Below are 3,604 nucleotides of genomic sequence, written 5' to 3'. Positions count from 1 at the left end.
ACTCGCACAAGATGACGACCTCCGGCCGAAACGATGCCTCGGTTGGGGGCAAAATAACAACAGTATCCTGATATCGACTCAACAACGGCCCACTCGGGGTCGAATATCGCCGTCTCAAACCGGTTTTTCGAGGTACCCAATAGGGTAGCCGTCGGCTATGGGCCGACAGCGCCAGTTCTAGGACACTCCCGAAAGCGGCCGTTCGAGCAGAATCAACGGCGAAGCACGAGCGGCCGTTGAGGCCGAAAACCGGTCGCCGTGGGCACCCTGAGTGAATGACCGGAACGGGCACACAGCCGAAGTTCGGACACCCTTGTCAGATCAAGTCACGTTCACAACGGCTTAAGCCATTTGTCATTGCTAGGGACTCAGGGGCACCGCCAAGACAGGGGGACTTAGTTTGGTCCACGGCGGGTTGGTGTCTGAATCTTATCCTCGTTTTCCACCCGCCCGATTTCTTCTCTCTTTAATTGCCAAGTCTTAGGCGCCTCTTAACTGTATATCGGCGAATGGCCCAGGGTTAGATCACCACTCTTTGCCCGGTCCTTGCAGACCTATACACTGCCTCCACGACCCGAATATCCCGCAGTCCTTCCTCGCCCGGCACGAGTAGGGGCTGCCGCTGCAGGATGGCGAGCGCATCGTCGTCCATCTGTTTAGCCTGCTGGTTATCAATGGTGGCATTGAGCCGCCGACCGTCGCTGGTGATGCCCTGAATACCGCTGTAAGTTTGAAAGGGTTCCAACTCGTACCAGCCTTTCTCGGCGTTCACGCGGAGCGAGTTCATGGTCATGCCGAAGCTCGCCTTGCCATGAGCCAAGAGGCCGCTGGGAAATTCCAGTTCAAAGGTCATTGTCTCGTCCACTTCTTGGTAGATCTCGGGACGACTCGTGGATTGCTGAGCCGTCACAGCCACGGGTTCTTCGCCGCTGCAATAGCGCGCCGCCTGTAGCGAGTAGACGCCCATGTCATACATGGCCCCGCCCCCCATGGCTTTTTGCTGTCGCCAGTGGCCGGTTCGGCTATCGTAGAATCCAGCGGCGGCCGAGATCGAGTTGACCCGACCATACGTGCGCTCTTTTCCGTAGCGGATCACGGTTTGCGTATTGGGCTCATGCTGCATGCGGTAGCCGATCGCCAGCGACACTCGGTTGTCCCGGCAGGCGTTGATCATGGCTTCGCACTGACTCACATTCAACGCCATCGGCTTTTCGCACCACACCTGCTTGCCCGCCTTGGCGGCACGCATCGTAAACTCCGCATGCAGGGAATTGGGGAGCACGACGTAGACCATGTCGATGTGGGGATTGTTCGCGATCTGATCGAAATTGGTATAGCTGTAGACATTGCGATCGGGAATCCCGTAGCGCTTCTGCCACAGCTCAATCTTTGACGGTGTGCCGGTTACGATCCCTGCGAGGTAACAATGCTTCGTTCGTTCTAAGGCCGGCGCCAACTGTTCAGTACTGTAACGTCCAAGGCCGACAAGGGCTACGCCCAGGCGCTTGTCTTCCCGGCTCGAACGCGCATAGCCATTGGGCAGCGCCAGGGCTAAGGCCCCCAAAGCCAGTTGTTTAATGAATTCGCGACGGGTAGTGGACTGTCCTTTCATGGTACGGCTCCCTCAGACATGGCAACGGACGTTCGATTCCATTGTGCCTCATGGGCATTTCCAGTGCCCATCCGGAATAGTCCTGCGGCCATCAAGCTTCGTCGAGTCCCTATCACTGCTTCCTCCCGCGCAGGGGTTCGCTGACCGCATGACTTTCCTGCGGGCATCGTCGGTCACGATCGGCGAGCCATTTGGCTGCACCGCCAAACCCACCGGCCGCTGGCCTTTAAATCGACCCCGACGCCAGAGCCCCGAATAAAACGATCGCTTCGCGAGCGAATCTAACTGGGCATCGTTACTTTCGCTCGTGCCCGGGTTGGTTTTGAGCAACCATCTCTGAGGAAAGCAGCCATGGCCAGAGGGAGCAAGGAAAGGTACACCGGCAAGTAGAAGCGCGAAGGGCCCAGCGCATCGGGGATGGCGACGAATCCCGCGGAGTACCCGAGGAGGAAGCCGAACATCGTGCTTGGGCCACCGTAAACAAGATTTACGGTGGTTCGGAAAAGCCAGGGGCAGGCGGCCACGGCAAAGGGGAAACTCGCGAGCTGATGCGGAAGAGGGAGAGAAAAGGCGGTGACTCATGATTCGAACTCGTCGGGTAGCGCCGTTCGCCGCCGGGTTAATCCTACTGGGCGGCGTGATGCCGATGGATGGCGAACGGTATTCTGACAGCGGTGCGGCATCGATCCTGGCGGCCATCGATGAGGTCCGCTCCGAATCGGCCACGCCCACTGATGCCGAACGGGACTGGCTGAGGACGATTCTCCGTATGCCGATCGCGGGCGTTTCGGCGTCACAACTGCCGGATACGTTCAACGATCCGCGCGGCGAGCGCCGCCACGAAGCCTTGGATATTCCGGCGCCCAGGGGAACCCCGGTCTTGTCGGCGGCGGATGGCCGCCTGCTCAAGCTGTTCTTGAGCAGGCGCGGCGGCTTAATGGTGTATGCCGCTGATCCCTCCGATCGCTTCGTATTGTTATACGGGCATCTGGACCGCTATGCGGATCATCTTGAAGAAGGCGCCGTGCTCCATCAGGGGCAGATACTGGGCTATGTCGGCACCACGGGAAATGCCTCTCCCGCCGCCCCGCATCTCCATTTCGGAATTCTGCGAGTCGACGACATTCGGAAGTGGTGGCAGGGCGTTCCCATCGATCCCCGGCCCCTGTTGACGCCATAGTGGATCCGCGCGATGGGGTTCTCGCCAAGCGGCATTGGACCGCCCCGGCGTTGAGGTGGGCTGAAAAAATTTGGCGTCGATGTTATCGGATGAAGCTGGCGCCGGCATCCACAACATGGGTACGGAATCATCAGCTCGTATGAGGGTGTTCAGGTATCAGAACCATTGTCTTTCCAAAACTTCTTTGAGCTGACACTGAACTGCTTTTGCATCTAACTAGGCATGCAACCAATAATCCGCTCAAAGCCATAGAACACCATAAGGCACGACATTCTTATAGAATCTTCGTTTTGATTGCTCGTAACGTGAAGTTGCAATCAACTCATTATTAAATTCGAATGATTGGCAGGACGTATGTCGGTAAAGAAAATCCAAAAGCAACTCAGACAAGCGCTGATTTACGAAGCGGAGATGAGCCAGGAACTCTATGAAGAGGAGCTTGCCGAGTACCTTGACGAGTTCAAACAATCGCTATTGGCAGATCATGACGAATATTTGTTCTCCGTTATCGAGGATTCTGGTCGGGTTGCGATGGTCCTTATTGAGCAATCGGGAGAGGTCCACATTAACCGCGAGGCTAAACGCCGGTTGAAAGAGATCTGGGGCCAAGCTTACTTAGTCGGCTTTGAAGAATCCGATTTTGTATCTGAAGGTCGGCGACTGAGTCCGGACAGGACCTTCATCAAGGCGGCCCGTCAAACAACCGGGGCGACCGGCGGTAGTGATATCCCCATGAGTTCTCTGAGCGCGGACATCAGCCAGGCATAAAAAGCCCTCAGGAAGGCCAGCAACAGCCGGATGTTTTGGCCGAC

3 protein-coding genes are annotated in these 3,604 nt (G+C 57.0%); 2 read left to right on the top strand and 1 reads right to left on the bottom strand.

Translation table 11 applies throughout. The features are described from left to right. Positions 1–520: 520 nt before the first annotated feature. Positions 521–1,612 (bottom strand): Gfo/Idh/MocA family protein, encoded by a 1,092-nt coding sequence (locus VEB01_RS22515; RefSeq protein WP_324879472.1) that lies wholly within the window; start codon positions 1,610–1,612, stop codon positions 521–523. A 580-nt stretch (positions 1,613–2,192) separates the two neighbouring features. Here VEB01_RS22515 and VEB01_RS22510 point away from each other — a divergent pair. Continuing rightward, positions 2,193–2,792, top strand: coding sequence for a M23 family metallopeptidase (locus VEB01_RS22510; protein WP_324879470.1), 600 nt, complete (start codon positions 2,193–2,195; stop codon positions 2,790–2,792). A gap of 354 nt (positions 2,793–3,146) precedes the next feature. After that, positions 3,147–3,560, top strand: coding sequence for a hypothetical protein (locus VEB01_RS22505; protein ID WP_324879468.1), 414 nt, complete (start codon positions 3,147–3,149; stop codon positions 3,558–3,560). The last annotated feature ends 44 nt before the right edge of the window (positions 3,561–3,604 follow it).

The organism is Methylocaldum sp. (assembly GCF_035627495.1).
Classification (GTDB): domain Bacteria; phylum Pseudomonadota; class Gammaproteobacteria; order Methylococcales; family Methylococcaceae; genus Methylocaldum.
The sequence above is the reverse complement of the archived record's forward strand: the minus strand, read 5'-3'. Positions and strand labels throughout refer to the sequence as shown.